Source organism: Pseudosulfitobacter pseudonitzschiae (assembly GCF_900129395.1).
GTDB classification, from domain to species: domain Bacteria; phylum Pseudomonadota; class Alphaproteobacteria; order Rhodobacterales; family Rhodobacteraceae; genus Pseudosulfitobacter; species Pseudosulfitobacter pseudonitzschiae.
Genome location: NZ_FQVP01000004.1, coordinates 278,213 through 301,518 on the forward strand (window position 1 = coordinate 278,213; position 23,306 = coordinate 301,518).

Here is a 23,306-nt window from a genome sequence, read left to right on the forward strand (position 1 = left end):
TGCAAGCCGGGTGTTCACCCCGTCTGGATTATGCGTTGATTTCAGTCTCGAAAGCCCATGCAAGCCACGGCAGCATCGCCTCGATGTCCAATGTCTCGATGGTTCCGCCGCACCAGATGCGCAGGCCCGCAGGGGCATCGCGATAGGCACCGATGTCCAGCGCCACGTCCGCATCGGCCAGCCGGTTCGCCACGGCCTTGGCAAAGGCCGCGCCGTCGGTGATGCGCGCATCGTTGAACTTCAGGCAGACGGATGTGTTCGAGCGGATGGCGGGGTCTGTTGCCAGAAACTCGATCCAGTCGTGCGCGTCCACGAAATCGGCGATCGCCTTGGTGTTGGCATCGGCCCGTGCGATCAGACCTTTCAGCCCGCCCACGGAACGCGCCCACTCCAGCGCTTGCAGGTAATCCTCGACGCACAGCATCGACGGGGTGTTGATGGTCTCGCCCTTGAAGATGCCCTCGATCAGCTTGCCGCCCTTGGTCATGCGGAAGATTTTCGGCAGTGGCCATGCGGGCGTATAGCTTTCCAGACGCTCCACGGCGCGCGGGGACAGGATCAGCATCCCGTGGGCCGCTTCGCCGCCCAGCACTTTTTGCCAGCTGAAGGTGGTCACATCCAGTTTGTCCCACGGCAGGTCCATCGCGAATGCGGCGCTGGTGGCGTCGCACAGGGTCAGGCCCGCGCGGTCCGCCGGGATCGCATCGCCATTGGGCATACGCACGCCCGAGGTGGTGCCGTTCCACGTAAAGCAGACGTCGTTGTCATAGTTCAGCGCGGCCATATCCACGATCTCGCCATACTCGGCGGTGTGGGTGGTGGCGTCGATTTTCAGTTGCTTGACCACATCTGTGACCCAACCTGCGCCAAAGCTTTCCCAAGCGACCATTTCGGCAGGGCGTTCACCCAGCAGCGACCACATCGCCATCTCAAAGGCGCCGGTGTCGGATGCGGGAACGATGCCGATGCGGTAGTCAGCAGGCACGCCAAGGATCTCGCGGGTGTCCTCGATCGCTTTCAGCAGCTTGGCCTTGCCAACGGCTGCACGGTGCGAACGGCCCAAGGGCGCGTCGGACAGGTTGTTCAGATTGAATACGGGGGGTTTGGCACAGGGGCCGGAAGAAAAACGCGGGTTGGCCGGCCGCGTTGCCGGTTGGTCAATAGCCATTTCTGCTATCCTCTCAGATAATCGCCCTTCGTTGGGGAAGGGTGTCCCACGGACGCATCTACGGTCCTTCGATGGGTGGCGCAATGGGGAAAACGCGACTATAGCGCCGCTTGAACAGCTTTTTGCGACATGAATGGAGCGGATCGGAAACATGGACCATTTTATCTGTACGCTGATCGCAGCCCCCGGTGCGCTGCAACCCGAACTGGCCGAGGCGCTGCGCAATGCCTGGGGCGGCGGCGCGGTGGACTGGCTGGCACCGGACGAGGCGGCAGAGTTCACGCTGGCGCAGATGCCCGACAACCGCTGGGATGTCTGGGCAGATGTGCAAAAGCTGGGCGTCGATCTGGTGATCCAACCCGCCGAGGGGCGGCGCAAGAAGATGCTGTTGGCTGATATGGACAGCACCATGATCCAGCAGGAATGCATTGACGAACTGGCCGATGCCGCAGGCGTGGGGGATTTCGTCAAGGATATCACCGCCCGCGCGATGAACGGCGAGCTGGATTTCGAATCCGCCCTGCGCGAGCGTGTTGGCTTGCTGAAAGGTCTGGATGCAACGGTGATTGACCAGGTTCTGGCCGAGCGGATCACCTATATGCCCGGCGGCGCGACCCTTTTGGCGACGATGAAGGCGAACGGCGGCCATGCGGCGCTGGTGTCCGGTGGCTTCACCGCCTTTACCGGAGCTGTCGCCGCGCATCTGGGCTTTGACGAGAATCGCGCCAACACGCTGATCATCGAAGACGGCAAGCTGACGGGCACGGTGGGCGATCCGATCCTTGGCAAACAGGCCAAGGTTGACGCGCTGGAACAGATCACCGCGCGGCTGGGCATTTCGCAGGCGGACGTGATCGCCGTGGGCGACGGGGCCAACGATTTGGGCATGTTGCACCGCGCAGGCACCGGCGTGGCGTTGCACGCCAAGCCGGTGGTGGCCGCCGAATGCGATGTGCGGATCAACCACGGCGACCTGACGGCGCTGTTGTTCATCCAAGGCTACGCGCGCAGCGACTTTGTCTAGATCAACGCAGGTGCCGCCCGCACCGCCCCTGTCACCAGATCGCGCCGGTTGCGGATTGGCGCGTTCAGGTACTTCAGCGTTTCGGGGTGGTCGGCGGCCAGCACGCCCAGCTTGACCAGAATCGCCGCAATCGCACATTCCGCAGCACGGGTGCCGCCGTCCTCGATCTTCAGCGCGACGCCCATTTTCAGCTCGGGAATGATGGCAATGAAAAATGCCTCGGCCCCGGTCTTGATCGCGACTTTGCCGCCCATCGCGCGCATCAGGTTGGTACAGGCGCGGCCTTCGCCGGCCACCAGATCGGGGTGCAGGGTCATCGCGGTGCGCAGCCGTTCTTCGGCGCTGCCGGTGGGGGCGGCGGCAAAATGGGACATCGCGCGGGCCATGCCGTGCAGGCTGGTGGCAAAGTTGGGCGCGCTGCATCCGTCGATGCCGAAACCGGGGCTTGATTCGCCTGTGACACGCTCGAATGCCTCCAGACAGGCGCGCTGTACCGCATGGTCGGGGTCTACATAGTCGGGGCCAGCGCCCAGATGTTTGTTCAACGTCAGAAAGCCGCTGTGTTTGCCCGAGCAATTGTTGTGCATCTGGCAGGGACGCGCGTCGGCGCGGATCAGTGCATTGCGGGCCTCGCGGTCATCGGGTTCCTGGGGACCGCAGCGGAAATCGTCATCGTCCAGCCCAAGGTGGTCAAGCCATTTGGTCACCCGGTCCGTGTGGATCGCCGCACCGTTGTGCGACGCACAGGCCAGCGCCAGGTGTTCGGTTCCAAGGCCATGGGCATCCGCAGCCCCGCTTTCGATCAGCGGCAGCGCCTGGATCATCTTGGCAGAGGATCGCGGCAGGATCACGGTTTGAGGATCGCCCCAGGCATGGACGATCTGGCCGCTGTCATCACAGACAACAGCATGGCCGCGATGCACGCTTTCCATGAAAGGACCGCGCCAGACTTCGGCCAGCGCAACGGAATTCGACATAGTTCACCTCACAACTTGGCGAAAACCTGCCAATTTAGGTTTCGCCGGTCGCGCGTTTCGCGCTAATATGTTTCTTGTCGAGAAGAAATCAGGCAGTTGCAAGAGAAGGCTCGGAACAAGGGGCCACCGGCAATGCTCTGCGTATTGAGGTTAAGGACAGTCTGGAGGCTGGACAGATGGGATTACTGAAAACAACGGCAGGTGTGCTGAGCATGGCTGGGCTGGCAATGGCTCTGACCGTGAATACTGCCGCTGCACAAGACCAAAGCACCAACCGCGTCGCCGCGAAAACCGATTGGAGCGTTTTTGTAGAAGACAATCCGACCGAATGCTGGAGCGTGTCGACGCCAAAGGAAACCGTGAACACCCGTGACGGACGTGTCGTGGCCGCAACCCGCAGCCAGATCCTGTTCATGGTGTTCTACCGTCCCAGCGCCGAAGCCAAGGGGCAGGTTGCCTTTACCGGCGGATATCCCTTTGCCAGCGGCAGCACGGTCAACCTGAACATCAGCGGCACCGAATTCGAACTGTTCACCGACGGTGAATGGGCCTGGCCTGCAACCGCCGCCGACGATACCAAGATCGTGACCGCGATGAAACGCGGTGCCGATGCGATTGTCACCGGCGTGTCCGGCCGGGGCACACAGACCAAAGATACATTCTCGCTGCTGGGCTTTACCGCAGCCGTTGAAGAAGCCGAAAGCCGCTGCGGCGGTTGACCGCGTCCGGTTTGCGGGGCGAATCCTTTTGATCCTGCCCCGCATTCCTATATAGAGGCGCATCACCCGAACCCCGGAGTTGCCCGATGTCAGCCGATGCGCCGATCACCCAAGACGTTATGACGATCCCCCGCAAGCTGCCGGAGGGGCCTCAAAACCTTGTCGGTATGACACGGGACGCCATGCGTGACGCGCTGATTGCAATGGGCACGCCGGAAAAGCAGGCCAAGATGCGCGTCGGGCAGATCTGGCAGTGGATTTACCAATGGGGCGTGCGCGACTTTGACGCGATGACGAACCTCAGCAAAGCGTTCCGCGCCGAACTGGCCGACGCGTTTGTGATCGAAATTCCTGAAGTCGTGTCCAAACAGGTCAGCACCGACGGCACCCGCAAATGGCTGGTGCGGATCGCGGGCGGGCACGAGGTCGAGGTTGTCTATATCCCCGAAGAGGGGCGCGGCACGCTGTGCATCTCGTCCCAGGTCGGTTGCACGCTGACCTGTTCGTTCTGCCACACCGGCACGCAAAAGCTGGTGCGCAACCTGACGGCGGGTGAGATCATCGGGCAGGTGATGATGGCGCGCGATGATCTGGACGAATGGCCCGAACATGGCAAACGCACCGAGGACGCGCGTTTGTTGTCGAACATTGTCCTGATGGGTATGGGCGAGCCGCTGTACAACTTTGAAAACGTGCGCGACGCGATGAAAATCGCCATGGACCCCGAGGGCATCCAGCTGTCGCGCCGTCGCATCACGCTGTCGACATCCGGCGTTGTCCCCGAAATTGCCCGCACCGCCGAAGAAATCGGCTGTCAGCTGGCCGTGTCGTTCCACGCCACCACCGACGAGGTGCGCAACAAGCTGGTGCCGATCAACAAGCGCTGGAACATCGCCGAGCTTCTGGACGCCCTGCGCACCTATCCCAAGGTCAGCAATTCCGAACGAATCACCTTTGAATACGTGATGCTGGACGGAGTGAACGACAGCGACGAAGATGCGCACCGCCTGGTCGAGCTGATCAAGGGCATCCCGGCCAAGATCAACCTGATCCCGTTCAACGAATGGCCCGGTGCGCCGTACAAGCGGTCATCGAACAACCGCATCCGCGCCTTCTCCGAGATCGTATACAAGGCCGGCTATGCCAGCCCCGTCCGCAAACCACGTGGCGAGGACATCATGGCCGCCTGCGGTCAGTTGAAATCAGCCACCGAGCGCGCGCGCAAGTCGCGCCGCGAAATTGCGGCGGAAACCGGTCTGACTTAAACCTGCGGGTGAATTTGTGTCTTGATGCGACACAGTTGCCCCCAAGATTTCCTGATTGTGTACTATTTGTGCCGTCAATCATTTGCACCTTGTTCTTGCAAACAGGCATGAACAGGAGATTTGATATGTCGGTAATTGTGAAAACAGACCCTACCGTAGTGGCTCAGGTCGTTGATCTGATCACGCGTGAGCGCACCAAGGCGTTGTCCGTGCGGGAGTGGCAACATCGCATCGCAGGTTACGGGTATTGCGTGCGCGACACCCAGTACGGCCAGATCGTCGAAACCCTGCCGCACCACGTTCCTGTCTGCACGCTTCCCGTTGATCTGGCGGCGTAGTCCGCCAATCATTTCCCGATTTCAGCGGCGACGACCGGCAGCCATGCCCTGTGCAATTCCCTGCGCAAAGGCAGCCGCCACAGGTGCCATGACACTGGCCCCAGACACACCCGCCTGAACGCCCGGGGTCGCGGCCAAGGTTGCCTCGGACACCGGCACACGCGGTCTGCGGGCGGCGAACATCAGGATTAGGCCGACGCCGACAAAGGCACAGCCGATGATGGCGCAGGCGGTGATCGGATCGGTGACTGTCAGCAGCAGCATAAAGCCCGAGGCGCACAGGAAACCAAGGCCGATCAGGGCCATTAAACCACCCAAACCGCCCAACGCATAACGCTGGACGGCCTTGTGGATGCGGTATCGCAGTCCCAAAAACATGATTTACGACCGGCGCGAGGTCATCAGGCCCACAAGAAAGCCGACACCGGCGGCGATGCCAACGGCCATGACGGGCTGTTTGCGCACGGCTTCTTCGGCCTGACCATAATACTCTTCGGCCAGTTGCTGCACGTGATCGCCGGTTTCGGCTGCACGCACGCGGGCATAGGTTGCCTGCTCAGAAGCCGTGTTTTTCAGATCAGACACGGTTTGACGCACGCGCGCCGATGCCTCTTCTTTTTTCTGGGCGGTCAATTGACCCAGCAGCGTGGTCAGCTGTGCGACATCCGATTTGATCAGCTCAAGCTGAGCGGAAACGTCTGACGAATCTTTGTCTTTGGTTGCGATGTTAGCCATTTTGGCCTCCTGAATTCCAATTTCATGAGTACAACGCAGCCGCCCGTCAGCAGGTTCCACTCACCGTCCGGGAATTGAATCGCGGGCCTTGGTGGTGGACCAGTTGTCGATGACCTCGATTGCCTCATCCGCGGTTTCGACAAAGCGGAACAGGTCCAGATCCTCGGCCGAGATCGTGCCGGCGTCGGCCAGCGCGTCCCAGTTGATGATCTTTTCCCAGAACGCCCGCCCGAACAGCAGGAACGGCACGCGCTCCATGCGCCCGGTCTGGATCAGGGTCAGCGCCTCGAACATCTCGTCCAGCGTGCCAAAGCCGCCGGGAAACACGCAGATCGCGCGGGCGCGCATCAGGAAGTGCATCTTGCGGATGGCAAAATAGTGAAAGTTGAAACACAGCTCGGGCGTGACGTATTTATTCGGCGCCTGCTCGTGTGGCAGCACGATGTTCAGCCCGATCGATTTGCCGCCCGCTTCCATTGCGCCACGGTTGCCTGCTTCCATCACGCCGGGGCCACCGCCGGTGACGATGACGTTTTCCTGACCGTCACTGTCCATGGACTTTAACGTCATCTGGTGTGCGAACTCTTGCGCGACATCATAGAAATGCGACAGATCGGCCAGAGTTTGGGTGCGCGCGGTGTCTTTCCGGGCAGGCGACGGGATACGTGCGCCGCCGAACAGGACGATGGTGGATTTGACACCCTGTTCATCCAGCATCAGCGCGGGCTTCATCAGTTCAAGCTGTAAACGCACCGGGCGCAGCTCTTCGCGGCACATGAAATCGTCATCGGTAAAGGCCAGATGATAGGCGGACGAACGGGTTTGCGGTGTATCGGGTACTTCTTTCGCCTTGGAACGGTCGGCGCCTGCGTGGCGCAGCGGGTGGCGGGTGGCTTCGGTCATGAATGTCTCCGGTCTGGGGTTGGGGGCAACATGCATGGGTTTGCCAGCATTGGCCACGCGATATTGAGCGCCAAAGCGTCGCCCGCGTGCATTGCGCGAGAGGGCAGCAGACGGTAAACGGGCTGAAATGCCCTAACACTGGAATTAAAGCCATGTCCAACGCCCAACTTGAATCCGCCATCGAAGCCGCATGGGAAGAACGCGACAGCATCACCCCTGCAACCACCGGCGAAACCCGCGAGGCCATCGAGGATACGCTGAACGCCCTGGACAGCGGCAAGCTGCGCGTCGCCGAAAAACAGGCCGACGGATCGTGGCACGTGAACCAGTGGGCCAAAAAAGCGGTTCTTCTGGGCTTTCGCATCAAGGACATGGAACAGCAGGACGGCGGCATCCAAGGCAGCGGCTGGTGGGACAAGGTTGACAGCAAGTTCAAAGGCTGGGGCGACAACCAGTGGCGCTCTGCCGGTTTCCGCGCCGTGCCGAACTGTGTCGTCCGCAAATCCGCATACATCGCGCCCGGCGTGGTGCTGATGCCGTCCTTCGTGAACCTTGGCGCCTATGTGGACGAGGGCACCATGGTTGACACATGGGCAACGGTCGGCAGCTGTGCGCAGATCGGCAAGAACGTCCACCTGTCGGGCGGTGTCGGCATCGGTGGCGTCCTGGAGCCCATGCAGGCGGGTCCGACCATCATCGAGGACAACTGCTTTATCGGGGCGCGGTCCGAGGTCGTCGAAGGCTGTATCGTGCGCGAAGGCTCGGTTCTGGGCATGGGCGTGTTCATCGGCCAGTCGACCAAGATCGTGGACCGCGAAACCGGTGAAGTCACCTATGGCGAAGTGCCTGCGGGTTCGGTCGTTGTCGCAGGCACGCTGCCGTCCAAGAACAACGTCAGCCTGTATTGCGCCGTGATCGTGAAAAAGGTCGATGCGAAAACACGCTCGAAAACTTCGATCAACGAGCTGTTGCGCGACTGAGGGAACCAAATCAACCCGGTGCCCGTTGTCTTTCCAACATAACACATTGGAGAGACATCATGACAGGTCTGGGTTGGTTCGCCGCCATTATCGTAGGTGCCCTTGCGGGTTGGATTGCAGAAAAGATCATGCGTTCCGACATGGGGCTGTTGGCAAACATCGGTCTGGGGATCGTGGGTGCCATCGTTGCCAACTTTCTTCTGGTGGCCATTGTTGGTGCCACGCTGGGCGGTTGGATCGGTCAGCTGATCGTGGGCGTCATCGGTGCCTGCTTGCTGATCTGGGTCGCACGGTTGATCCGCGGCCGCGCCTGAACCCTTTTCAGGACGACAAGAACACGATAGGGCTGCCGCAACTTCATGCGGCGGCCTTTTTCATGTCTGATACCAAAAAACCCAAGAAACCCTCGCGCCAGCAGGTCTATACCCTGTTGGTTCAGATCGGTCGCAAAAAGGGCGACGGTTTGCCCGACAAGGCAACCGGTGCAGCGTTGATGTGTTTTGCCAGCGGCGTGGACGAGGCCGAGGCGGTGCGTGAAACCGTGGCGATCCTGAAACAGGCCGACACCGCACCGCTGGACGTAACCGGATACGGTACGCTGGCCGAACGTGAAGAGGACGGCCAGGAGATTGACGACGAAGAGCGCGCGCTGATGCAGCAGGCGCTGGATGACAACGCGGTGATCGTGGCGCAGGTCACGCCCTTCTACGACAAGCTTTAGGGGTTCTCGCCAAACCACTCGCGGTAGATATCGGCATAGGTGCCGTCTTCGCGCAGGCTCAGCAGGACCTGGTTGATCTCTTCGCGCAGTGCGCTGTTGGTGGGCAGGGCGATGCCGTAATTTTCGCCTTTGAACACCGACCCCGTCAGCTCGGCCAGTCCGGCCCCCGATGTGTTGACATAATAGGCCAGCACGGGCGCATCAAAGACCACCGCATCCAGCTGGTTGGTTTCGAACTTCTCGATCAGGGCCGCCAGATCGGGCGAACCTTCGGAACGCAGTTCGCGTGCGTCCATGAACACCTGTGCCGTGCTGCCTTCGATGGTGCCGACGCGTTTGCCGTATAGGTCGTTGATCGAACTGACCGATCCGTTGATCGCCTCGACTGTCATGGCGGCGGTGATGTGGGCCACGAAAAAGGACACGATGAACAGGGATGAAATCACCAGCAGCACGCCAAAGATGCGGCCAAAGATGCTGCGCGGCATCCGCTCTTCAAAGCCGCCGTTGACCACCAGATTCAGCGCCCACCAGAACGAGGGGAAAATCGCCTGACGCAGCGGCTTGTTGAAATAGTCCTGCGCACGTTTTTCAAAATGCCACATCAGCATGCCGCCCGCCAGCAGCAGGGCAAAAGCACCAAGAACCGCCAGCAACAGATCCCATGACAGAATCGCGGACCACATGGACGCGCCTCCGCCCGCCTGGGGGTGCACCATGATTTGCAGGCCCGAGGCAAAGATCGGCTGGGAAAAGTCCATCTCAAGCTCGCGCCCGGCGGTGATCGAGATGTTGGCAATCGCCACATCGGCAGTGCCGTCTTTCACACTGTCCAGCATGTCGGCAAAGCTGTCGTGGCGCACTACCTGATAGGGGCGGCCCAGTTTGGCCGCAATCTCCTGCCACAACTGAAGGGAAAAACCGGTGTCCTTGCCGTCCACGACCATCGAGAATGGTGGTCGCGTGACGGTTGCAATCGTCAGATCCTGCGCCGCCGCCTCGGACAAGAGGCAGCAGGCGAACAGGATTGCTAGAAAATTACGGATCATTCCCCAACCCCGCCGTTTTTGTGCGGGGTAAAGCAACAAGGTTGACCTCGCAAGGGCGCGGTGGCGTCAAGCGGCGCGTTGATCGGTCAAAGTGATCGCTTCGAACCATTTCAGCACCGTATAGGCCGGTTTTCCGTGCTCTGGCAGCGTGGCACGTTCCAGATTACGCAGGGCACTGTTTTCCAGAAGGTCCGCTTTGCGGCGCAACCGGCCGATGTACAGGCTTTCGGCCCACGTGCCCGCTGTCAGCAGGGTTTCGTGCCCCGGCAGCAGAAGTTGGGTATAGGTGATCACCGGACCCGCGGGTGCCGGATGCGCGGCGTGGCCGTTCATCAGGTGGCGCGCAGGAACCAGAACCGCCTCTTGGTTGAACAGATATTCCACATCTGACCCGCTGAGCATCAACCGCTGGTCGGGGGCGACCACGATATCCTGTTGCAGGTCGAAATAGGGGGCGCGCAACCGTACAGGAGAGAAACTGCCACGTGCGGGCACGGTACGGTCGATCCGGTGCAGCACGGGCACCACGCCCGATTTCTCGGTCATCACGGTATCGCCGCGTTGCAATTCGCCAACGGGGCGGTAGCCATGCGGCGTCGCCGCCATGACCGACGGGTCCAGCGAAGGCATCGGGCCAATGGGTTCGACCTGGGTCGATACAGCGGCAAAAATCACGTCCTGCGCCAGCACGCGGTCGTTCTGACCCAGGATCAGCTCTCGCAGGTCCGAGACCAGAAACGGTCTGGGGTCCTTGATCGGTACGGCCAGCACTTCGCCCTGTTCGGGTTCTTCGATCGACAGCCGCGCCCAGTTGGTTGCGGTGTCCCAGGCATAGGTCACGCGCAGCACATCGGTTCGCGCAAAAGTCTTGCGGCGGATCGCGCCATGCACGACCGTGCCGTCGTGGCTGTGCACCATCGAGATGCCGCCACCGGGAATCGCCTGAAACGTCAGGCTGCGCGGCCACGGGTGCCCTGCGGAAAAGCCGAACAGTTCCTGCGGGCGGCCATCCGGGGACATCCGCGTTTCCACCATCAGGCTGCCGCGCGTCAGCAACGCGCCGTCGGTCGTGTCGCATTGGGGTGCGTCGTGGTGATCAAGTCCCAACCCGTTGGCGCAAAAGCGGCCCTCGCGGGTGTCGAGCAGTGCAATCCAAGCCATTCTTCAGGCCACCTTTTGTGCGCGGCGCCACAGGTCCGCTTCGAAATGTTTCAGGGTCCGGCGCGCGGCGGGCGAATAACCCTCTCCGGTTGACGGGTCGAGTTCGGGGAACAGCGCGCAAATCTCGTCGAGAATGTCTTTTTCGAAACTCTTCTCGGTCTGCGGTCCCGGCAGGAAGGATTCCGTGGCCAGCCCTTCCGAAAACACCACCTGATGCTTGTCGAACATCAGATGGACATAAGTGACCTCGCCGCCCGCACGGGCGCGAACGGATCGGTCGTTTACAAGATCCTTGGCGGCGACCAGCACCTCGGCCTCGCCGAACAGCAGTTCGGCCAGACTGTCACGGATCAGGATGCGATGCTCGGGCGAGACCAGCAGCTCGCGGTGGTCGCCAAAGGTATTGGCGCGCACGCAGATCGGTGCGAACTTTCCCGCCGCCGCCACGGTGCGCCGACCGATCCAGCGCAGCGGCTGGGGCCCGTCGTCCTGGGTCATCACCAGATCACCTGCCACCAGCTCTTCCACCCGCGCCTCGCCCGTGGGGGTTGCGATCATCGTGCCGGCAACGAAACAGGGGATCGAGCTGACGTTGACGTATCCGACATCGGTGTTGTCGCCGTTGCTGACCTTGTAGGTAAAATTGAAATCTTCCGCGTCGCCATCGCCGATCAGCGTCAGCGTGCCGTCGGCGTTCAGCTGCACCTGTTGGCCGGTCGGCAGCGTGATGGTTTGCCCCGCGACCACGGCCACGTTGTTGATATGGGTGATGGTCAGCGTGCCGCTGCCGTTGTTCACGTCGTTTGCCAGAACATCGACAACCTTGCTGCCGTCTGGTGCCACATGGGCGTCGTCCGTGTTGGCCACCAGCTGTGTCTGCACCGAATCCGCCGCGATCAGCAGGTTTGAATCGTAGTTGGAATCGGACACGTCCGCGATGCCGATCCGGATCGAGTTTATCGCACCCGAGATCACCGGGATCGTCAGGGTCATGGTGATGGTCAGACCGTCCATCTCGGTGTTGTAGGTGTCGTTGGCGTTGTCCAGATACATGTTGAAATTGTTGGTCTGGTTGACGTTGCCGGGGTCGGTGTCGCCATCGCCAATCGTCATTTCAACAAACTGGCCATTGATCCAGACGCCCACAAAGTCCTGATAGACCGAGTTCTGGAATTCGGGATATTCCTCGGACGAGAATACGAACTGCATCGTCATCACGTCGCCGGTGGGGATGAAATCGACGTCAAGCCACGCGGCGTCATAGGTTTTGGTGCCTGCGGCGTCATTGAAATCACGGTTGTTGTTCACGCCCGATGTGTTGGTCGAGGTGTTTGTCGACGTGTTCGTGTTCGTGCCGCCCCACCAGCTTCCCGAGGTGTAATCCTCTGCGTTGCCGGTCGACAGAATGACGCCTGTGTCGCTGGGCGTGGCGCCCGGCGAGACACTATCGCCATTGGTATAGATCCCAGCGGAATCACGGTCCCCATGATAGGTCGCGCCTATGACCTGAACCCCATCCCCAAAAATGGTGTTTGCCATATCCGTAGCGTCAGTGCCTTCGCGCACCGTCTGGATGGGAAGTTCTCTTGCTGTTGCCATGTCTGCCTCTTGCCCTTGGACGAGACAGATCGATCAACAGCGCACAGTTGTCCTGTGCCCTTTACACCATGCGTTTTTTGCATGTCTGTGCCATACGTTGATGGCGGTACTGCTGAATGCCCTGCCTCGGGTCATGTTATTGCGGCAAGCCTAGCATGTATTTTTGGAGTTTGTTAACAAAAACTCCATGTTAAGAGCGCGGTTTCATGCCGATTTCGCCACAATCCTGTGATGGCCGCGCAGAACAATTGAGCCAAGGAAACCAAATGCCGCCAATTGATCCCGCCCGCCTGACCGCCGATCTGGTCAAATGCGCCTCTGTCACGCCTGCCGATGAGGGGGCGCTGGACGTGCTGTCCGATGCGCTAAGCCAGGCAGGCTTTGCCGTGTCCTGGGCGGATCGCGGCGGCATTCGCAACCTGTTTGCCCGCTGGGGTGCCAAGGGCCACGCGCGCACCTTTGGGTTTAACGGCCACACCGACGTGGTGCCGGTGGGTGACACCAATGCATGGACCCATCCGCCGTTTTCCGCCGAAGTCGTCGATGGCGTGATGTACGGGCGCGGCACCACGGACATGAAATCGGGCGTCGCCGCCTTTGCCGCCGCGGCCATCGACTTTGTGCAGGACACACCGCCGGATGGCGCGGTGATTCTGGCGATCACCGGAGACGAGGAAGCCGACGCCGAGGACGGGACCACGGCGATCCTTGACTATATGGACGCCAACGGCGAGGCGATGGCGATGTGCCTGGTGGGTGAACCGACCTGCCCCGAGATCATGGGCGACATGATGAAGATCGGCCGACGCGGGTCGATGACCGCCTGGTTTGAAGTGACCGGCAAACAGGGTCATTCCGCCTATCCCCACCGCGCGCTGAACCCGCTGCCCGCGATGGTGCGGCTGATGGACCGGCTGGCCAGCCATACTCTGGACGAGGGCACCGAGCATTTCGACGCCTCGACGCTGGCCGTGGTCACCGTGGACACCGGCAACCCCGCCACCAACGTGATTCCCGCGACTTGCTCGGCCTGCGTGAACATCCGGTTCAACGACACCCATTCAGGCGACAGCCTCAGCCAGTGGCTGCAAGAGAATGTGGATCAGGTTATCAAAGAATTCGGCGTGAAAATCGACATGCGCATCAAGGTTTCGGGCGACGCCTTCCTGACACCACCCGGTGAGTTGTCGACGCTGATCAGCACGGCGGTCGAGGCGGAAACCGGGGTCAAGCCGGTCCTGTCCACCACCGGCGGCACTTCGGACGCGCGCTTTGTCAAGAATCACTGCCCGGTGGTCGAGTTTGGCCTTGTCGGACAGTCGATGCACCAGGTGGACGAACACGTGCGCATCGAACATATACACCAGCTCAAGGCAATTTATGCTCGCATCCTGCGCGACTATTTCGCATGACGGTCCAGATTGCCACGACCCGTGATATCGACGCCTGCCTGGCCTTGCGGCGCACCGTGTTCATCGAAGAACAACAGGTGCCCGAGGCGGACGAGATCGACGATCTGGACGAGGACGCGCTGCACATCCTTGCCACCGATGCGGGCCGTCCGGTCGGTTCGGCGCGGATCATCCTGTTGGACGACACGGCCAAGATTGGCCGCGTCTGCGTGCTGAAGGACCAGCGCGGCACCGGTCTGGGTGCGGCGCTGATCCGCGCGGCGCTGGACGCGGCGCGGGACCATGCGGGCGTGACGCGGGCCAAGCTGGGATCGCAGGAATATGCGATTCCTTTCTATGAAAAGCTGGGCTTTGTCGCCTATGGACCTGTCTACCTGGACGCAGGCATTCGCCACCGCGACATGGAACTGACCCTGTGAAACCGACTCTGGTGGTCATGGTCAAAGAGCCGCGTGCGGGGCGGGTGAAAACCCGGCTGGGCCGCGACATCGGCATGACCGCCGCCGCATGGTGGTTCCGCCATCAGGTCCGCCGCCTGCTGCGCACCATCGACGACCCGCGCTGGACCACGGTTCTGGCCGTCGCCCCCGACCGTGCAGGAATGGCCAGCCGCGTCTGGCCCGCGCATCTGCCGCGCTGGCCGCAGGGGCAGGGTGATCTGGGCGACCGGATGGCGCGGATGATGGCACGGGCGGGCGGGCCGGTCTGTGTGATCGGGGCCGATGTGCCGGGCATCACCCGCGCCCACATCGCGCAGGCGTTCAAGGCGCTGGGCAATCACGACGCTGTCTTTGGCCCTGCCCACGATGGCGGCTATTGGCTGATCGGCCTGCGCCGCGCGCACCCCTTGCCGCGTGGGCTGTTTCACGGCGTCCGCTGGTCCACCGAACACGCGCTGGCCGACACCCGCGCCACCCTGTCCGGCCTGCGCATTGCCAAAGTTGCCAGCCTGCACGACGTGGACACCGCTGCCGATCTGCCGCATGCGGGACATGATAAATAGCCCATGACGCTGCCCCATGCCCGTGCTACCTCGGGGATATGAGCCGTATACCTTCAAAACCCGAAATCCTCGACTGGATTGCCGCCAATCCGACCCTGACCGCCAAGCGTGACATCGCCAAGGCCTTCGGGATCAAAGGCGCGGCCCGGATCGACCTGAAACGCCTGCTGCGCGAACTGGAAGACGAAGGTCATCTGGAAAAGCGCAAAAAGACCTATCAGGATCCCGACCGCCTGCCGCCCGTCAGCATCTTGCAGGTGCTGGCCCCGGACAGCAACGGCGACCTGTTCGCGCGGCCGCTTGAATGGCACGGCACAGGGGTGGAGCCCGTGGTGCTGATGATCACCCGCGCGTCCGATCCGGCGCTGGGCGAAGGTGACCGTATCCTGGCGCGGCTGACCGTGGTGACGGCCGAGGATCACAATTACGAGGCGCGGATGATCCGGCGGGTTGGCAGCAACCCCAAAAAGATCCTAGGCGTGTTCCGCAAGACAGCCGAAGGCGGGCGTATCCTGCCGGTGGACAAGGGCGCCGACAAGGAATGGCAGGTGCCGTCTGATGCCACCGGCGGTGCCAAGGACGGCGAGCTGGTCGAGGCCGAACTGGCCGGACCCGCCCGCATGGGCCTGCCGCGGGCGCGCGTTGTCGAGCGGTTGGGTGACCCCTCCGCGCCGAAAGCCGTATCGCTGATCGCCATTCGCCAGCACGGCATTCCTGACGATTTCCCCGACGAGGTGATCGCCGAGGCCGACGCGATGAAGCCGATGGGCCTGAAAGGGCGCGAGGACCTGCGCGACATGCCGCTGGTCACCATCGACCCCTGGGATGCGCGTGACCACGACGACGCCTGCTATGCCCATGCGGACGATGACCCCACGAACGAAGGCGGCCATATCATCTGGGTCGCGATTGCCGACGTGGCGGCCTATGTCACCCCCGGTTCGGCGCTGGACCGTGAGGCGCGCAAGCGCGGCAACTCGACCTATTTCCCCGACCGCGTGGTGCCGATGCTGCCCGACCGGCTGTCCGGCGACCTGTGCAGCCTGCACGAGGGCGTGCCGCGTGCCTGTATCGCCGTACGGATGCAGATCGACGCGCAGGGCGAAAAGCTGAGCCACAAGTTCGTGCGCGGCCTGATGCGGTCGCCCGCGTCGCTGAACTATGAAGAAGTGCAGGCGGCCATTGACGGCAACCCCAATGACCGCTGTGGTCCCTTGTTAGAGCCTGTTTTGCAGCCCCTTTATGACGCCTATGCCGCGCTGGTCAAAGCGCGCCACCTGCGTCAGCCGCTGGAACTGGACCTGCCCGAACGTCAGATCGTGCTGGAAGACGACGGCACTGTCAGCTCTGTCAACTTCAAGGAACGGCTGGACGCGCACCGTCTGATCGAGGAATTCATGGTGCTGGCCAACGTCGCCGCTGCCGAAACCCTGATCGCCAAGAAACAACCGCTGCTGTTCCGCGTGCACGAAGAGCCCAGCCCAGAAAAGCTGAACGCGCTGCGTGAAATCGCGCTCGAGGCCGGATTTCCGCTGGCCAAGGGGCAGGTGTTGAAAACCGCGCATCTGAACAACCTGCTGAACGCCGCTGCGGGGTCCGAGGATGCCGAGTTGATCAACATCTCGACCCTGCGATCAATGATGCAGGCCTATTACGGGCCGCAGAACTTTGGCCACTTTGGTCTGGCCTTGCGCAACTATGCGCACTTCACCTCGCCCATTCGCCGCTATGCCGACCTGATCGTGCACCGCGCGCTGGTCACGGCGCATGGCTGGGGCAAGGACGGGCTGAAGCCCGAAGACGTCGAGCGGCTGGAAGAGACCGGACAACATATTTCCGACACGGAACGGCGGTCGATGGTCGCAGAGCGAGACACGACCGACCGCTACCTGGCCTCTTATCTGTCAGAACGGGTGGGCGACGAATTCACCGGACGGATCAGCGGCGTGGCCAAGTTCGGCGCGTTCGTAAAACTGGATGACAGCGGTGCCGACGGGTTGGTGCCGATCCGCACGCTGGGGCGCGAGTTTTTCCATTTTGACCGCGAGGCAGGCACGCTGATGGGGGCGGACACCGGCCTCACGATCGGCGTCGGCCAGCGGGTGACCGCACGGCTGACCGAAGCCACGCCGGTCACGGGGGGCGTGGCGCTGGAACTGTTGACGATTGACGGGGAAAAGATGCCCCAGGGCGGCAGCCGGTCACCGGCAGGCCGCGCACCACGACGCAAGGCCGCCAAGGGCAAACGCAAAACCGACAAAATCAAACGCAAGGTCAGCCGGAAACGCAGCTAGCGACGCGCTCCTGTCAAAAACTGACAGGACGTGTGCTATAACGGGGCATGAGTCGCACCCATCGCCTGTTCCAATTGATGCAACACCTGCGTCGCCTGCCACCGCCGGTCACGGCGCAGCAGTTGGCGGATGACATGGACGTATCGCTGCGCACGGTCTACCGCGACATAGAGGCACTGCGCGGCTTGGGTGCGGTGATCGACGGCGAGGCGGGCTTTGGCTTTACCCTCATCGAGGACGCGACCCTGCCGCCGCTGGGGTTCGAGGATGACGAGCTGGAGGCGCTGGTTCTGGGGCTGCGCGATGTTGCCGTGATCGGTGATCCGGCGCTGTCCAAGGCGGCGGAATCAGCGCTGGTCAAGATTCAGGCCCGCGTCCCGCCGCGTCAGGCGCACCGGCTGAAACATGCGATCCTGGACGCCCGCCGGTTTCACCGCCCTGCCTCACCGACGATTGACGTGGGAAAATTGCGCGCCGCCACCTGGGAAGAGGTCTGTGTGCGCTTTTCCTATTCAGACGCGCAGTCCCAGCTAACCGAACGCACCGTACGCCCGCTGGGTATCGTTTATTTCGATCACAACAACATGCTGCTGGCATGGTGCCTGTTGCGGCAGGATTTCCGGACCTTTCGGCTGGACCGGATGACCGATCTGGAACGCACCGACATCAGCTTTCGCCCGCATCGGGTGTCGTTGCTGCGTCAGCATCTTGAGCGGATCAGGGCCGATCAGGAACGCCAAATCGAGCCCTGACCGCTTTCGGCAGCCGGGTTTTGCCGCTAACCTGCGGCCAATCACGCGGACCACACCAGCGAGAATCGAGGCACTATGCGGTATCTTTCCCTGACAGCAGCAGCGGCGCTGGGCGTCGGATTCGGCGGCATTGTGTTGGCTGAAACATCGATCCGGCCCGTCCTGCGTCCGCAACCGGCAGCTTCGGCCAATGACACCACCGTGGGCGAAACCCCTGTCACAGAGACTGAAACGCTGTCGAACGCGGGCTTTCAGGACTGGATCAAAGGATTCTATCCGCGCGCCATGGCCAAAGGCATCCGGCAGAGCACGCTGGACGCTGCTTTTGCCGACGTCACCTTTGACGCGGACGTGGTGCGGCGCGACCGCAACCAGTCGGAGTTTACCAAGACGATCTGGGACTATCTGGACACGGCCGTATCGGACACCCGTATCGCCAACGGTCAGGAGGCAATGCGCACGCACGGCGCCACGTTGGACAGGATCGAGGCCAAATACGGCGTCGATAAATACGTGGTGACCGCGATCTGGGGTCTGGAGAGCGCCTATGGCGGGTTTCGCGGATCGAACAACACGGTGCAAAGCCTTGCCTCGCTGGCCTATGACACGCGGCGGTCGGCGTTCTTTGAAGAACAGCTGATGGCGGCGCTGACGATTCTGGAGAATGGCGACGTGGCCGCCGCGCGCATGAACGGCAGCTGGGCGGGGGCGATGGGGCATACCCAGTTCATGCCCACATCGTTTCTGGCCCATGCGGTGGACTTCACCGGCGACGGCAAGCGTGACATCTGGTCCGACGATCCCACGGATGCGCTGGCATCAACGGCGGCCTATTTGAAACACCACGGCTGGCAGACAGGCATGCCCTGGGGCGTCGAGGTGACGCTGCCCGAGGGGTTTGATTACACGCAAGCCAACCGCGAGATCACCAAGCTGCCTTCGGTCTGGGCGGCCATGGGGGTGACGGGCGTTGGCGGGCCGGTGCCGGACCATGGGTCGGCGGCGGTTCTGCTGCCTGCGGGGGCCGAAGGGGCCGCTTTCCTGGTGTTTGATAATTTCGAGGTCATAGAGGCCTATAACACCGCCGATGCCTATGTGATCGGCGTGGGTTATCTGGCTGATCGCATCCGTGGTGGTGCTGCGCTTCGTGCCGGTTGGCCGCGCGGGGATCGGGTGCTGACCTTTGACGAGCGGATTGAATTGCAGGAACGGCTGACGGCCCAAGGCTTTGATACACAAAAGATCGACGCCAAGATCGGCCCGCTGACGGTGGATGCGGTGCGGCGGTATCAGCTGTCGAAAGGGATTGTGCCGGATGGCTATGCGTCGCTGCGCTTGCTTGAGCGTTTGCGCGGCGGGTAGGGGCAGGACCGGGGCCCTGTCGCGGACCCCGGAATATCTTCAGCCAAAAGAAATCAGCTTTCGACGATACCGCGCAGACGTTCCGAGCGGCGGCGCAGCAGTTCGACCACGGTCAGCAGGATGATCGAAATTCCGACCAGAAGCGTGGCGACCGCAAGGATCGTCGGGCTGATCTGTTCGCGCAGGCCGGTGAACATCTGCCATGGCAGCGTCTTCTGACCAGCGGAGCCGACAAAGAGAACCACGACAACCTCGTCAAAGGATGTGATAAAGGCAAACAGGCCGCCCGAGATCACGCCGGGCAGGATCAGCGGCATTTGCACGCGGAAGAATGTGGTGACGGGATTGGCGCCCATGTTCGCCGCCGCACGGGTCAGCGAGCGGTCGAAACCCACCAGCGTGGCGGTGACCGTGATGATCACGAAAGGAATGCCAAGAACCGCGTGGGCCAGGATGACCTTGACGTAGCCGACAAAGTTCTTGTCCAGCCCCAGCGTTGTTTCCAGCCAGTTGCCCAGTGTCGAGTAGAAGAAGAACATGCCCGTGGCCGAGATGATCAGCGGGACGATCATCGGCGAGATCAGGATCGCCATGATGGTGCCTTTGAACGGCACGTGGGATTGCGACAGGCCGATGGCCGCCAGCGTGCCCAGCGACACCGAAATCAACGTCGCAAAGGGCGCGATGATCAGCGAGTTCTTCAGGCTGCGCTGCCATTCGTTGTTGGTGAAAAAGTCCTGATAATGCTTCAGCGAATAACCGTCAGGGTCCAGCCGCAGCATTTCCGGCGTGAAGGTAAAGAAGTTCTCGGCGTTAAAGCTGAGCGGCATCACCACGATGATCGGCGTGATCAGAAAGATAAAGATCAGTGCACAGATGACACGGAAGGAATAGTACCAGATCCGTTGCGGCGTCGTTGCATAAGGAGGCAGGCCCATAATCAGTTATCCCAGTTTCACGTTGTCGATGCCGACGATCCGGTCGTAGCACCAGTAAAGGAGAAGAACGACGGCCAGCAGGATCGACCCCAGCGCGGCCGCGAGGCCCCAGTTCAGCGAGGACGAAATGTGGTAGGCGATCCGGTTCGAGATGAACACGCCCTTGGTGCCGCCGACGATTTCGGGGGTGATGTAGTAGCCGATGGACAGGATGAACACGAGGATCGACCCCGCGCCGATGCCCGGAATGGATTGCGGGAAGTACACCCGCCAGAAGGCCGTCCAGTTCGTCGCACCCAGTGATTTGGCCGCCCGCAGGTAGCTGGGGGGCACGGTCTGCATCACGGAATACATCGGCAGGATCATGAACGGCAGCAGGATGTGCGTCATGGCGACAATCGTGCCGAACTGGTTGTTGATCATGATCAGCCGGTTGGCGTCGTCCACCAGCCCCAGCCAGACCAGCACATCGTTGATCACACCCTGCTGTTGCAGCATGACCTTCCAGGCCGATGTCCGCACCAGAAGCGAGGTCCAGAACGGCAGCAACACAAGGATCATCAGCAGGTTGGCCTTGGAAGCGGGCAGGTTGGCCAGAAGCCAGGCCACCGGATAGCCCAACAGGATGCACGAGCAGGTGATGATCATCGACATGATCAGCGTGCGCCCGAACAGTTTCAGCAGGATTTGCTTGTCCTCGGGCTGCCATGCGTAACCTTCGGGGGTTTTCTGCGCGTCGACAGCGTTCAGGAAATAACCTGCGGTGTATTTTGACGAATGCGTCTGGATGGTTTCCCACGGCAGGATCGTGCCCCATTCGGGGTCGATGTCGGCCAGCACTTCGGAATAGGGCGGAATGTCGAAACTGACGGCCTGCGCCTGCGTCAGCAGCTCGGCGCGGGTGCCCGACAGGCCGGACAGGTCGGCGGTTTTCAGTTCCTGCAACAACGCCAGCGGCACCAGCTCCCAAGGATCGCGGGTGGCGGGATCGCGTTCTTCCTGAGTGGCCTCGTAGACCGCCCATTCGGTATAGCTGCGCGTGGTCAGCGGCAGGATGTCAGCCATCAACGCGCTGGGGGCGAATTCCATGTCGCCCGAGGCGCCGGAATCGTTCAGCCGGCCAACACGGCCACGCATGGCCGACAACAGGCCCGCGTTTGCCTCGTCATTTCCTGCGTTCATCAGGGCGTACCATGTCTCGCCATCCTTGAAGGCGGGCACGGCGCTTTCCAGGGCCTTTGTGGCATCCTTGGCCAGATCGTCGATCTTGCGGCCCGACTGGCGGAACAGCGAGGAAATCCCTGATTCTTCGTAGTTCAGGCGCGACCCAAGGCGTGTGTGACGCTTGGCTTCGTTGGCGACGAACAGGTCGTAGTACATCGCCTCATAGACGCCCTCGGCGGGCAGTTCGCCCGAGGTTGCGTCCCAGCTTGCCAGCCGCTGGACCGTGTCGGGCAGGGTATTGGCGACGATGTCGTTTTCGACCGACCGGAACAGCATCGATCCGATGGGGATGATAAATGTCACGAGAACAAAGATCAGCAACGGCGCAATCAGCAGCAGTGCGCGGCCTTTCTGGCGGCGCAAAGCGCGCGCGAGGCTGCGTTTCAGCGGTGTGCCGTCAGCGGCCATGACCGGTCCGTTTTCGGCATTTTGATTTAGTGCGTTGCTCATCATCAGTCTCGCTTTGGAGGGTGGTGAGGGGTGGTGGGGGCCGGATGTGGCCCCCACCGAAGTTATGCGGTCAAGCGGGGCTTATTGAGCCAGCCACGCTTGGAATTTTGCGTCGATATCGTCGCGGTAATCAGCCCAGAACGTGTAGTTGTACAGGAAGGTGTTCGCGGCGTTCGCGGGATCGGTCGGCATGTGCTGTTTCATGTCCTCGGGAACTTTCGGTGCGGAAGACGCACGTGCGGGACCGTAGGAGATGTACTTGGCCTGATCCGCCAGACGTTGTGTGTCTGTTGCGAATTTCAGGAAGTCTTTGACACGGGCCAGTTTGTCGTCCGGCAGGCCGGCGGGAATGATCCAGCCGTCAAGGTCGAACACCTGGGCGTCCCACATCATGCCAACGGGCTGGTCCTGCTCTTCGATGACCGAATACAGACGACCGTTGTAGGTCGAACCCATGAAGATTTCGCCATCGGCCAGCAGCTGGGGCGTGTCGGCACCAGCCGACCACCAGACAACGCTGTCTTTGATGGTGTCGAGTTTCGCCAGAGCCTGGTCCTGACCTTCGCCGGTTGCCAGCACGTCATAGACTTCGTCCTTGGCGACGCCGTCACACAGCAATGCCCATTCCATGTTGTTGATCGGGCGCTTTTCCAGCGCGCGTTTGCCGGGATATTTTTCCAGGTCGAACACGTCGCAGATGCTGCTGGGTGCATCGACACCTTCGGGCACCATGTCTGTGCGGTAGCCGAATGTTGTCGAATAAACGATCTGCGGGATATAGCAGTCGGACACGATCAGATCACCGAAGTCATCCGAAGCCGAGGAACCGTCATCGCCGGGGGCCAGCAGTTCGTCGGGATCGTATTCCATCGCCAGACCTTCGTCGCACAGGCGGATGGCGTCAGCGGCCACAACGTCGACCAGATCCCAGGTGATGTTGCCGGCTTCGTTCATGGCACGCAGTTTGGCGACCGCTTCGTTCGAGCTTTCGTCCCAAACGACGGTCACTTCGGGGTGCATCTCAACATAGGGCTCGACATATGCCTTGAGCTGGCTGTTCTGGTATGCGCCGCCCCAGGAAACGATGGTCATTTCGTTGGACATTTCTTGCGCAAAAGCAACTGTAGCAGCGGCTGTAAGTGCAGAAGACGCAAGCAGCGTTTTCATCAATTTCATTGATAGTTCTCCCGTTTGTATGCCCACTTGGGTTGGGAGGCCATGATTGGGCTTGA

23 protein-coding genes and 1 pseudogene are annotated in these 23,306 nt (G+C 61.5%); 13 read left to right on the forward strand and 11 right to left on the reverse strand.

The window, feature by feature from the left end; translation table 11 throughout:
• Window positions 1-28: 28 nt before the first annotated feature.
• Window positions 29-1,168 carry a phosphoserine transaminase gene (locus BUC08_RS13145; RefSeq protein WP_037922796.1) on the reverse strand — a complete coding sequence of 380 codons (1,140 nt, stop codon included), beginning with the start codon at window positions 1,166-1,168 and terminating at the stop codon, window positions 29-31.
• Between the two features lie 151 nt (window positions 1,169-1,319).
• Here BUC08_RS13145 and serB point away from each other — a divergent pair, with 151 nt between their 5' ends.
• Entirely contained in the window at window positions 1,320-2,192 is an 873-nt protein-coding gene (gene serB / locus BUC08_RS13150; protein ID WP_037923430.1) for a phosphoserine phosphatase SerB, read from the forward strand.
• Here serB and BUC08_RS13155 read toward each other — a convergent pair.
• Window positions 2,189-3,169 (reverse strand): asparaginase, encoded by a 981-nt coding sequence (locus tag BUC08_RS13155; protein ID WP_037922798.1) that lies wholly within the window; start codon window positions 3,167-3,169, stop codon window positions 2,189-2,191. The two genes, serB and BUC08_RS13155, sit on opposite strands and share 4 nt — an antisense overlap.
• A gap of 212 nt (window positions 3,170-3,381) precedes the next feature.
• Between BUC08_RS13155 and BUC08_RS13160 the strand changes: the two genes are divergently transcribed.
• The 3 genes from BUC08_RS13160 (at window position 3,382) to BUC08_RS13170 (ending at window position 5,491) form a co-directional block, all read left to right on the forward strand.
• Complete coding sequence (locus BUC08_RS13160) at window positions 3,382-3,888, forward strand: invasion associated locus B family protein (protein WP_224554634.1); 507 nt, start codon at window positions 3,382-3,384, stop codon at window positions 3,886-3,888.
• 86 nt (window positions 3,889-3,974) lie between these two features.
• On the forward strand, window positions 3,975-5,153 hold the full coding sequence (rlmN, locus tag BUC08_RS13165) for a dual-specificity RNA methyltransferase RlmN (protein ID WP_037922801.1): 1,179 nt from the start codon (window positions 3,975-3,977) through the stop codon (window positions 5,151-5,153).
• Window positions 5,154-5,278: 125 nt separating this feature from the next.
• The gene (locus BUC08_RS13170; RefSeq protein WP_037922812.1) at window positions 5,279-5,491 is read left to right on the forward strand and encodes a hypothetical protein; all 213 of its coding nucleotides are present in this window, start codon (window positions 5,279-5,281) and stop codon (window positions 5,489-5,491) included.
• Between the two features lie 21 nt (window positions 5,492-5,512).
• Here BUC08_RS13170 and BUC08_RS13175 read toward each other — a convergent pair whose 3' ends face one another.
• Genes BUC08_RS13175 through BUC08_RS13185 form a run of 3 tightly spaced genes read right to left on the reverse strand, consistent with a single transcriptional unit; the run spans window position 5,513 to window position 7,129 of the window.
• Complete coding sequence (locus BUC08_RS13175; RefSeq protein WP_037922815.1) at window positions 5,513-5,869, reverse strand: hypothetical protein; 357 nt, start codon at window positions 5,867-5,869, stop codon at window positions 5,513-5,515.
• Between the two features lie 3 nt (window positions 5,870-5,872).
• Entirely contained in the window at window positions 5,873-6,226 is a 354-nt protein-coding gene (locus tag BUC08_RS13180) for an ElaB/YgaM/YqjD family protein (RefSeq protein WP_037922818.1), read from the reverse strand.
• A 60-nt stretch (window positions 6,227-6,286) separates the two neighbouring features.
• Window positions 6,287-7,129: an LOG family protein gene (locus BUC08_RS13185; protein ID WP_037922820.1), complete on the reverse strand. Its 843-nt coding sequence runs from the start codon at window positions 7,127-7,129 to the stop codon at window positions 6,287-6,289.
• A 152-nt stretch (window positions 7,130-7,281) separates the two neighbouring features.
• On the opposite strand from BUC08_RS13185, the gene dapD reads away from it, so the two are divergent.
• The 3 genes from dapD to BUC08_RS13200 all read left to right on the forward strand — a co-directional run bounded on the left by dapD (window position 7,282) and on the right by BUC08_RS13200 (window position 8,830).
• The gene (dapD, locus tag BUC08_RS13190) at window positions 7,282-8,109 is read left to right on the forward strand and encodes a 2,3,4,5-tetrahydropyridine-2,6-dicarboxylate N-succinyltransferase (RefSeq protein ID WP_037922822.1); all 828 of its coding nucleotides are present in this window, start codon (window positions 7,282-7,284) and stop codon (window positions 8,107-8,109) included.
• A 59-nt stretch (window positions 8,110-8,168) separates the two neighbouring features.
• Window positions 8,169-8,423, forward strand: a complete 255-nt coding sequence (locus BUC08_RS13195; protein ID WP_037922824.1) for a GlsB/YeaQ/YmgE family stress response membrane protein — start codon at window positions 8,169-8,171, stop codon at window positions 8,421-8,423.
• 62 nt (window positions 8,424-8,485) lie between these two features.
• Window positions 8,486-8,830: a hypothetical protein gene (locus BUC08_RS13200; protein ID WP_037922826.1), complete on the forward strand. Its 345-nt coding sequence runs from the start codon at window positions 8,486-8,488 to the stop codon at window positions 8,828-8,830.
• On the opposite strand, the gene BUC08_RS13205 is transcribed toward BUC08_RS13200, so the two are convergent.
• The 3 genes from BUC08_RS13205 to BUC08_RS13215 all read right to left on the reverse strand — a co-directional run bounded on the left by BUC08_RS13205 (window position 8,827) and on the right by BUC08_RS13215 (window position 12,639).
• Entirely contained in the window at window positions 8,827-9,879 is a 1,053-nt protein-coding gene (locus BUC08_RS13205) for a transporter substrate-binding domain-containing protein (protein WP_037922828.1), read from the reverse strand. The two genes, BUC08_RS13200 and BUC08_RS13205, sit on opposite strands and share 4 nt — an antisense overlap.
• 66 nt (window positions 9,880-9,945) lie before the next feature.
• Window positions 9,946-11,040 (reverse strand): Hint domain-containing protein, encoded by a 1,095-nt coding sequence (locus tag BUC08_RS13210; protein ID WP_037922830.1) that lies wholly within the window; start codon window positions 11,038-11,040, stop codon window positions 9,946-9,948.
• Between the two features lie 3 nt (window positions 11,041-11,043).
• Complete coding sequence (locus tag BUC08_RS13215) at window positions 11,044-12,639, reverse strand: Hint domain-containing protein (RefSeq protein ID WP_051693992.1); 1,596 nt, start codon at window positions 12,637-12,639, stop codon at window positions 11,044-11,046.
• A gap of 266 nt (window positions 12,640-12,905) precedes the next feature.
• On the opposite strand from BUC08_RS13215, the gene dapE reads away from it, so the two are divergent.
• From dapE to BUC08_RS13245, 6 genes are all read left to right on the forward strand, one after another.
• On the forward strand, window positions 12,906-14,051 hold the full coding sequence (gene dapE / locus BUC08_RS13220) for a succinyl-diaminopimelate desuccinylase (RefSeq protein WP_037922833.1): 1,146 nt from the start codon (window positions 12,906-12,908) through the stop codon (window positions 14,049-14,051).
• Complete coding sequence (locus BUC08_RS13225; RefSeq protein ID WP_037922835.1) at window positions 14,048-14,470, forward strand: GNAT family N-acetyltransferase; 423 nt, start codon at window positions 14,048-14,050, stop codon at window positions 14,468-14,470. The genes dapE and BUC08_RS13225 overlap by 4 nt, the downstream gene beginning before the upstream one ends.
• Window positions 14,467-15,054, forward strand: coding sequence for a TIGR04282 family arsenosugar biosynthesis glycosyltransferase (locus tag BUC08_RS13230; RefSeq protein WP_143186741.1), 588 nt, complete (start codon window positions 14,467-14,469; stop codon window positions 15,052-15,054). Before BUC08_RS13225 ends, BUC08_RS13230 begins: the two co-directional genes overlap by 4 nt.
• Window positions 15,055-15,092: 38 nt before the next feature.
• Window positions 15,093-17,348, forward strand: coding sequence for a ribonuclease R (gene rnr / locus BUC08_RS13235; protein ID WP_037922847.1), 2,256 nt, complete (start codon window positions 15,093-15,095; stop codon window positions 17,346-17,348).
• 47 nt (window positions 17,349-17,395) lie between these two features.
• The gene (locus tag BUC08_RS13240) at window positions 17,396-18,100 is read left to right on the forward strand and encodes a helix-turn-helix transcriptional regulator (RefSeq protein ID WP_037922850.1); all 705 of its coding nucleotides are present in this window, start codon (window positions 17,396-17,398) and stop codon (window positions 18,098-18,100) included.
• Window positions 18,101-18,175: 75 nt separating this feature from the next.
• Window positions 18,176-19,462: a lytic murein transglycosylase gene (locus BUC08_RS13245; protein ID WP_037922853.1), complete on the forward strand. Its 1,287-nt coding sequence runs from the start codon at window positions 18,176-18,178 to the stop codon at window positions 19,460-19,462.
• A gap of 53 nt (window positions 19,463-19,515) precedes the next feature.
• Here the strand turns inward: BUC08_RS13245 and BUC08_RS24930 are convergent.
• The 3 genes and pseudogenes from BUC08_RS24930 to BUC08_RS13260 all read right to left on the reverse strand — a co-directional run.
• A pseudogene (locus BUC08_RS24930) lies at window positions 19,516-20,394 on the reverse strand (ABC transporter permease); the annotation flags it as partial.
• 12 nt (window positions 20,395-20,406) lie between these two features.
• Window positions 20,407-22,074 (reverse strand): ABC transporter permease, encoded by a 1,668-nt coding sequence (locus BUC08_RS24935; RefSeq protein ID WP_037922862.1) that lies wholly within the window; start codon window positions 22,072-22,074, stop codon window positions 20,407-20,409.
• Between the two features lie 81 nt (window positions 22,075-22,155).
• The gene (locus BUC08_RS13260; RefSeq protein ID WP_037922864.1) at window positions 22,156-23,250 is read right to left on the reverse strand and encodes an extracellular solute-binding protein; all 1,095 of its coding nucleotides are present in this window, start codon (window positions 23,248-23,250) and stop codon (window positions 22,156-22,158) included.
• Window positions 23,251-23,306: the final 56 nt, after the last annotated feature.

Coding starts and splice junctions, on each gene's coding strand:
- BUC08_RS13145 (WP_037922796.1), bottom strand. CDS start 1,168: ATGGCTATTGACCAACCGGCAACGCGGCCGGCCAACCCGCGTTTTTCT.
- serB (WP_037923430.1), top strand. CDS start 1,320: ATGGACCATTTTATCTGTACGCTGATCGCAGCCCCCGGTGCGCTGCAA.
- BUC08_RS13155 (WP_037922798.1), bottom strand. CDS start 3,169: ATGTCGAATTCCGTTGCGCTGGCCGAAGTCTGGCGCGGTCCTTTCATG.
- BUC08_RS13160 (WP_224554634.1), top strand. CDS start 3,382: ATGGCTGGGCTGGCAATGGCTCTGACCGTGAATACTGCCGCTGCACAA.
- rlmN (WP_037922801.1), top strand. CDS start 3,975: ATGTCAGCCGATGCGCCGATCACCCAAGACGTTATGACGATCCCCCGC.
- BUC08_RS13170 (WP_037922812.1), top strand. CDS start 5,279: ATGTCGGTAATTGTGAAAACAGACCCTACCGTAGTGGCTCAGGTCGTT.
- BUC08_RS13175 (WP_037922815.1), bottom strand. CDS start 5,869: ATGTTTTTGGGACTGCGATACCGCATCCACAAGGCCGTCCAGCGTTAT.
- BUC08_RS13180 (WP_037922818.1), bottom strand. CDS start 6,226: ATGGCTAACATCGCAACCAAAGACAAAGATTCGTCAGACGTTTCCGCT.
- BUC08_RS13185 (WP_037922820.1), bottom strand. CDS start 7,129: ATGACCGAAGCCACCCGCCACCCGCTGCGCCACGCAGGCGCCGACCGT.
- dapD (WP_037922822.1), top strand. CDS start 7,282: ATGTCCAACGCCCAACTTGAATCCGCCATCGAAGCCGCATGGGAAGAA.
- BUC08_RS13195 (WP_037922824.1), top strand. CDS start 8,169: ATGACAGGTCTGGGTTGGTTCGCCGCCATTATCGTAGGTGCCCTTGCG.
- BUC08_RS13200 (WP_037922826.1), top strand. CDS start 8,486: ATGTCTGATACCAAAAAACCCAAGAAACCCTCGCGCCAGCAGGTCTAT.
- BUC08_RS13205 (WP_037922828.1), bottom strand. CDS start 9,879: ATGATCCGTAATTTTCTAGCAATCCTGTTCGCCTGCTGCCTCTTGTCC.
- BUC08_RS13210 (WP_037922830.1), bottom strand. CDS start 11,040: ATGGCTTGGATTGCACTGCTCGACACCCGCGAGGGCCGCTTTTGCGCC.
- BUC08_RS13215 (WP_051693992.1), bottom strand. CDS start 12,639: ATGGCAACAGCAAGAGAACTTCCCATCCAGACGGTGCGCGAAGGCACT.
- dapE (WP_037922833.1), top strand. CDS start 12,906: ATGCCGCCAATTGATCCCGCCCGCCTGACCGCCGATCTGGTCAAATGC.
- BUC08_RS13225 (WP_037922835.1), top strand. CDS start 14,048: ATGACGGTCCAGATTGCCACGACCCGTGATATCGACGCCTGCCTGGCC.
- rnr (WP_037922847.1), top strand. CDS start 15,093: ATGAGCCGTATACCTTCAAAACCCGAAATCCTCGACTGGATTGCCGCC.
- BUC08_RS13240 (WP_037922850.1), top strand. CDS start 17,396: ATGAGTCGCACCCATCGCCTGTTCCAATTGATGCAACACCTGCGTCGC.
- BUC08_RS13245 (WP_037922853.1), top strand. CDS start 18,176: ATGCGGTATCTTTCCCTGACAGCAGCAGCGGCGCTGGGCGTCGGATTC.
- BUC08_RS24935 (WP_037922862.1), bottom strand. CDS start 22,074: ATGAGCAACGCACTAAATCAAAATGCCGAAAACGGACCGGTCATGGCC.
- BUC08_RS13260 (WP_037922864.1), bottom strand. CDS start 23,250: ATGAAATTGATGAAAACGCTGCTTGCGTCTTCTGCACTTACAGCCGCT.